The organism is Bacillus sp. JJ664, assembly GCF_036962205.1.
Taxonomy (GTDB): Bacteria; Bacillota; Bacilli; order Bacillales; family Bacillaceae_G; genus Gottfriedia.
Genome location: NZ_JBALMS010000037.1, coordinates 26,626 through 32,837 on the forward strand (window position 1 = coordinate 26,626; position 6,212 = coordinate 32,837).

Genomic DNA, 6,212 nt, shown 5'->3' on the forward strand with positions numbered 1-6,212 from the left:
ATTTCAATATATTTCCAATCTGTTCAAATTAGAAGCATAAACTAGCTTGAACCAAACAAAAAAAAACCTTCCACCAAAGATGGAAGGATTCCAATTTATTTTATTTTCTGCTTAAATCCATTTCGTTATAAGCAACTACTTTTGTTTTATTTTTAAATTTATAACCTAACCACACGATTAGGAATACTGGAATACCAATGTATGAGACAAGTACACCTTGCCAGTCAATTATATGACCAGTGAACGCTTGATAGTTTTGAGCTAATACGATAAATAAACAAGCTAAAAATGCTAGAATCGGACCTAAAGGGAACCATTTTGCACGATACGGTAAATCATTTAAATCTTTTCCTTGAGCAACATATGCTTTACGGAAACGATAATGTGAAATCGCAATACCTAACCATGCAATAAATCCTGATAAGCCTGATAGATTTAATAACCAAGTATATACTTGACCTTCACCAAAGAATGACGTTAAGCATGCTAATGAACCAACTGCTAGCGTTACATATAAAGCATTTGTTGGAACACCGTTTTTGTTTATTTTTGTTAAGAATTTTGGCGCTTTTCCTTCAATAGCTAACGTATATAACATACGAGTAGAAGCATACGTACCACTATTCCCTGCTGATAACACAGAAGTTAAAATAACTGCATTCATTACTGATGCTGCAAAAGCTACACCTAATTTTTCAAAAACTAAAGTAAATGGACTGACTGCAACGTCCCCTCTTAATAAATCTGCGTCAGTATAAGGTATTAATAAACCAATAACAAAAATTGCTAATACATAGAATAAAAGGATACGCCAGAAAATTTGTTTAATTGCTTTCGGTACATTTTTCTCTGGATTTTCAGTTTCTCCAGCTGCAACACCAATTAACTCTGTACCTTGGAATGAGAATCCAGCAACGATGAAAATTGATAACACACCTAAAAATCCATTATGGAACGGTGCTCCACCAGCAGTAAAGTTTTTAAATCCAACACTATCTCCACCTAAAATACCAAAAATCATTGCAATCCCTACTACTAAAAAGACAATAACAGTTACGACTTTGATTAAAGAAAACCAAAATTCTGATTCACCGTAGCCTTTAACTGATAATAGGTTTAACCCTAAAATGATGACTAAGAAAATGGCACTCCATAATACAGCAGGAGTATTTGGGAACCAATATTTCATTAACATTGCTGAAGCAACTAATTCAAAAGCTAATGTGATTGCCCAGTTATACCAATAGTTCCAACCCATCGCAAATCCAAATGCTGGATCTACATAACGAGATGCGTACGTACTAAAAGAACCAGATACAGGAAGATATGTAGCCATTTCCCCTAAACTTGTCATTAAGAAATAAACCATTAAACCAATTAAGCAATATGCTAATAAAGCTCCACCTGGTCCAGCTTCACTAATTGAAGCGCCACTTGCTAAAAATAACCCTGTCCCAATAGAACCACCAATTGAAATCATTGTTAAGTGTCTTGCTTTCAGTCCTCTTTTTAAAGAACCATCATTTTGCGGGAGATTTGTTTGTCCCATCTTTGTTGCCTCCTCTTCATTCATGCAATACTATCTTTACGCAGAATTAGGGGCGCAAAAGTGTTGTTTGCTGTGTATTTTACTCAAGAAATTCCTACTTTATGTAGGTTAGAATGCTCTTGAAAACACAAAAAAACACGTGAAGAATGTTCACGTGTTTAAGACTCAGTTTATATGCGTCTAACAGCCAACATCTCTTCAATAGCCCTCCACAAGTAAAAGTAAACTTGTGACAGTCCTACGCTTATTCAGCAATAGGCCCAGCAACAAAATTGAATGGCAACTTTGTTACTTCGGCAGTTTCGCCTTTCATTACTTTTCATAGGTTCCATAAACCTCCAAGTAATAACTCATCAAAACCGCGCCTCTATCCATACGAGATAAAGATCATATTTAATTAAAATTTATAAAATTACTATACCAATCTCATAATCTAGTTGTCAATTACTTTCTGCAAAATTCTACAAGAAACAGTTGAAGAGTCCTTTAGAATTGTCTATACCATTTCCTTTATGATTTCTATTTTCCATTCATAACCTGCCCTACTTCCTGCTTTTTAGTGTTCTTTTTGCTATAATGAAATTGTATTTAAACAAAGGAGGAATTTTGATATGACAGTGTATAAAGCATTAACTCTTGCAGGATCAGATAGTAGTGGTGGCGCAGGTTTACAGGCAGACATAAAAACATTCCAAGAGAGAAATGTTTATGGAATGAGTGCGGTTACCACATTAGTTGCAATGGACCCACATAATCATTGGCACCATCAAGTATTTCCGATTGATATAAGTACAATTGCAGCGCAATTAGAAACAATCGTTGTTGGTGTAGGCATTCAGGCAATGAAAACAGGAATGCTTGGATCAGTGGAAGTTATAGAATTAGCAGCTGAAACAATTAAAAAACATAATATAAATCGTGTAGTAGTTGACCCGGTTATGATTTGCAAAGGGAATGATGAGGCTTTACATCCTGAAACAAATGATGCATTAAGAGATGTTTTAGTTCCTTTATCAACTGTAGTAACACCAAATTTATTTGAGGCAGCACAATTAGCAAATATGGCGCCAATTAAAACAGTTGAACAAATGGAAGAAGCAGCGCGTAAGATTCATGCATTAGGCGCAAAATTCGTACTTGTTAAAGGCGGAAGCAAAATTCAACATGAAAACGCGGTTGATGTTTTATTTGACGGTGAAAAAATAGAAATTTTAGAATCTGATCGAATTGAAACAACATATACACATGGTGCTGGTTGTACATATTCTGCAGCAATCTGTGCTGAATTAGCTAAAGGAGTAGAACCTAGAGAAGCTATATATACTGCTAAAAAGTATATAACTGAAGCAATTCGCCACTCGTTTAAATTAAATGAATATGTAGGTCCAACAAACCATATGGCGTATCGTTTACATGGAGAAAAATAATATACAATAGAAAAGAGCAGGTTAAGGACAATCCCTTTCCCCTGCTCTTTTTACTTTCCTTGCTCTTAAAACTGATCCCAAGTAAGAACTTCATCTAACGTCAAACGAACTTTTTCAAACCCTGCTTTGATTCCCTTACCAACAGAGATTAACATAACTGGTTTGAAGTTTTCAGGTACATTAAATTCTTCTACAAATTTCGCTTGATCAAAACCACCCATTGGTACTGTATCTAAACCTTTTGCTTTTGCCGCAAGCATTAGTTGCATTGATACTAATCCACCATCAATCATCGCTACTTTTGTTGCGATTTCCTCTGGGAAATTACCATAATTTTTAACAATTGAGCCTACATAAAAGTCTTTAACCTCTTGAGTCATCATACCTTTTTCAACTAATTCATCATAAATTCGATCGGCATTTACATATGCTTTTGTATCACCTAAAACTGCAATCACAACTGAAGCATCAACGACTTGTTGTTGATTGTTAGCAATTGGAAGCAATTTTTGTTTCGTTTCTTGTTTATTAATCACTAAAAATCTCCACGGTTGTAAGTTTGAAGAAGATGGAGCTTGAACTGCGATTTCTAATAGTTCCCGAACTTCTTCATCACTTAGTTTAAAATTTGGATCATAATGGCGTACTGAACGTCTTTCTTTTGCTACTGTAAAGAAATCAGAACTATCAAGTTGTTTAGGTGCCTCATTTCCAAAATCAATTTCATTCACTTTATTTAAATACTCTTCTCTATCTGATGATACTTTTGTCATTTAAATCTCTCCTTAAAAACTGTATTATTTACAGATACAGTATAAAACTTTAACTGTATAAAAGTCAACTACAGTTTATCAAAAAAAATAAAACCGAAACAATGTTTCGATTTTATTTATCTAATTTCTTTTGGTAGTAAATCAGCGACAGTCTTCTTTGCAAGACCTTCTACAAGCCAACTTTCCATTTCATCTTTTAAATTATATAAAGCTGAACGAGTTGAAGCTGTAAAGCATTCATGGCTATTCACATCTAAAAATCCTTGTGAATATGGATCAGATCTCATTGCATCATAAACATCTTTTAATGAAATTTCACTTGCATCTCTAGCTAAATAATAACCACCATCTCGCCCTTCTTTTGCTGAAATAATTCCAGCTTTAACTAGATTGGCAAGAATTTTTCTTAAAAAGGTCGACTGTGCTTCAAGTTTTTGAGCCATCATAGAACTTGGACAAATTCCATCATGCGCTGCCAATACAAGTAAAGACTGAAGAGCAAGTCCAAACCATTTCGTACTAGAAACCTTATCTTTCAAAAGCTTTCACCTCAAATACTAGTCTATACGATTTTTGAAAAAAGACAACCTACTTTCAGTCGCTAAGGTAAATTGAGCATGAAAATTGAAGTGTATTTAAAAAATAAAAAAAGAAGGCCCAAATGGCCTTCTTTCTTATGATGCATTGCTTTGTGGTAATTCTTTATTCGATAATTTTTCATTGCCCATTAAGAAAATTGAGATCATCGCTAAACCAACTGGAATTAAAGTCCATAAGAAAGTATGAGCGATAGAAGTAGCAAACACTTCTGAAATTTTCTCTAAAACAGGAGCAGGAATCATTTTACTTGCCTCAGGTGTTAACGCCTGATTGATATCTAAATTTTGAGGTGCTCCACTATTTCCAAGTGCACTTGAAATTTTGTCTGAAAAGACATTTCTTTGAATAACACCAAATACTGTAATACCGACAGTCATTCCTAATGCACGAAGGAATGAGTTGGTAGAGCTTGCTGAACCCCGGTTTTCATTATCAAAATGGTGCATTGCTGCCATACCTAAAACTGAGAATGAAACGCCTACACCAAGTCCTACAATAATCATGTACAGTACAATTTGGAATTTCGTTGTATCAGGCGACAAAGTTCCTAAGCATAGAATTCCTGCTAATAATAGGACGACAGAACCCGCCATTAAATTACGATAGCTAGTTTTATTTGCTAATGCTCCACCAAATGCAGCAGAAATACTTACACTAACCATCATTGGTAATAATACTAGTCCTGAGTTTGTTGCGGTACCACCCTGCACAAACTGGATAAAAATCGGGATATAGATTGTTGCTGCAATAAACGCAGCACCATAAAATAAGCCTACAAAATTACTTGCTGCAAAAAGTCGCATTTTGAACATCTCAAAAGAAATAATTGGCTCTGGAACTTTTCTTTCAATGATTAAAAAGAGAATAAAGAAGAAAGCAAAAGCACCAAATAAACCTAAAATTTGAATAGAATCCCACGCGTACTCTTTTCCACCAAGTTCTAGTGCAAACATTAAACTGACAATACTAATGACGAATGTAGTTGCACCCCACCAATCAATTTGTTGTTTTTGGTGGTTCGTTGATTCTTTATAATAAAAGCTAATTAAACCAAGTGTTAACAAACCAAATGGAATATTAATATAGAAAATAAATCTCCAATCAATATAATCTGTAATATATGCCCCAATTAATGGACCTAAAACACTAGATAGACCAAATACAGCTCCAAAAATACCACTCATTTTCCCTCGTTTCTCAACAGGAAACACATCCCAAATGATCGAGAAAGCGATTGGCATTAATGCACTACCACCAATTCCTTGAATTGCTCGGTAAATACTAAGTTGAACGATAGACTGTGCAGTACCACAAAGAATCGATCCAAGTAAAAATAAAATAATACCTAACATAAAGAATCGTTTTCTTCCATACATATCTGACAGTTTACCAAAAATAGGCATACCAGCCATTTCCGTTACTAAGTATGCTGAGGTTACCCAAACAAACTGATCGTAACCACCAAGATCTTTTAACATTGTCGGCATCGCCGTAGATACAATCGTATTATCTAATGAGGCAAAAAATATACCTAATAATAATGCAATCATAACTGGAACCAATTTTGTTTCCCTTTTTTGCATGTTTCTCTCTCCTTTTAACGCTCGAACTTTAAAAATCAATCTTTATTAATATACAGTATTGCATTGCTTAAAAGACCTAGACCTATTCCAATTCCAAAACCAAGAAACCCACCAGCAATTAAATGTGATGTAAAATAACCAACTCCTAAGCCTATTGTTAATCCTAATATAACAAATGCAGCGTAAAATATACCGACAGCCTCTTCATGTCTTAACATTTTATCATTCCCTCTCTATCACTATTAAAAAGGCATAGAAATACTTTCATACATTTCATAGC

General features: G+C 34.5%; 6 protein-coding genes and 1 riboswitch. Of the genes, 1 reads left to right on the forward strand and 5 read right to left on the reverse strand.

From position 1 onward, the window contains the following. Nucleotides 1-100: 100 nt before the first annotated feature. On the reverse strand, nt 101-1,549 hold the full coding sequence (locus V7056_RS06325) for an amino acid permease (RefSeq protein ID WP_499700325.1): 1,449 nt from the start codon (nt 1,547-1,549) through the stop codon (nt 101-103). A 194-nt stretch (nt 1,550-1,743) separates the two neighbouring features. Further along, a riboswitch (Lysine riboswitch) is annotated at nt 1,744-1,927 on the reverse strand. A gap of 233 nt (nt 1,928-2,160) precedes the next feature. On the opposite strand from V7056_RS06325, the gene pdxK reads away from it, so the two are divergent. Next, entirely contained in the window at nt 2,161-2,976 is an 816-nt protein-coding gene (gene pdxK / locus V7056_RS06330) for a pyridoxine/pyridoxal/pyridoxamine kinase (RefSeq protein ID WP_499700327.1), read from the forward strand. 65 nt (nt 2,977-3,041) lie between these two features. Here the strand turns inward: pdxK and V7056_RS06335 are convergent, their stop codons facing one another. The 4 genes from V7056_RS06335 to V7056_RS06350 form a co-directional block, all read right to left on the reverse strand. Continuing rightward, nucleotides 3,042-3,749 carry a nitroreductase family protein gene (locus tag V7056_RS06335; RefSeq protein ID WP_499700329.1) on the reverse strand — a complete coding sequence of 236 codons (708 nt, stop codon included), beginning with the start codon at nt 3,747-3,749 and terminating at the stop codon, nt 3,042-3,044. Between the two features lie 116 nt (nt 3,750-3,865). Next, on the reverse strand, nt 3,866-4,288 hold the full coding sequence (locus V7056_RS06340) for an RrF2 family transcriptional regulator (RefSeq protein ID WP_499700331.1): 423 nt from the start codon (nt 4,286-4,288) through the stop codon (nt 3,866-3,868). A 135-nt stretch (nt 4,289-4,423) separates the two neighbouring features. Continuing rightward, entirely contained in the window at nt 4,424-5,932 is a 1,509-nt protein-coding gene (locus V7056_RS06345; RefSeq protein WP_499700333.1) for an MDR family MFS transporter, read from the reverse strand. A gap of 35 nt (nt 5,933-5,967) precedes the next feature. Then, entirely contained in the window at nt 5,968-6,150 is a 183-nt protein-coding gene (locus tag V7056_RS06350) for a hypothetical protein (RefSeq protein WP_087999237.1), read from the reverse strand. Nucleotides 6,151-6,212 lie beyond the last annotated feature (62 nt).

Excerpts from the sequence above, each read along its gene's own strand:
- V7056_RS06345 (WP_499700333.1), bottom strand. The coding sequence starts at position 5,932 with ATGCAAAAAAGGGAAACAAAATTGGTTCCAGTTATGATTGCATTATTA.
- pdxK (WP_499700327.1), top strand. The coding sequence starts at position 2,161 with ATGACAGTGTATAAAGCATTAACTCTTGCAGGATCAGATAGTAGTGGT.
- V7056_RS06325 (WP_499700325.1), bottom strand. The coding sequence starts at position 1,549 with ATGGGACAAACAAATCTCCCGCAAAATGATGGTTCTTTAAAAAGAGGA.
- V7056_RS06350 (WP_087999237.1), bottom strand. The coding sequence starts at position 6,150 with ATGTTAAGACATGAAGAGGCTGTCGGTATATTTTACGCTGCATTTGTT.
- V7056_RS06335 (WP_499700329.1), bottom strand. The coding sequence starts at position 3,749 with ATGACAAAAGTATCATCAGATAGAGAAGAGTATTTAAATAAAGTGAAT.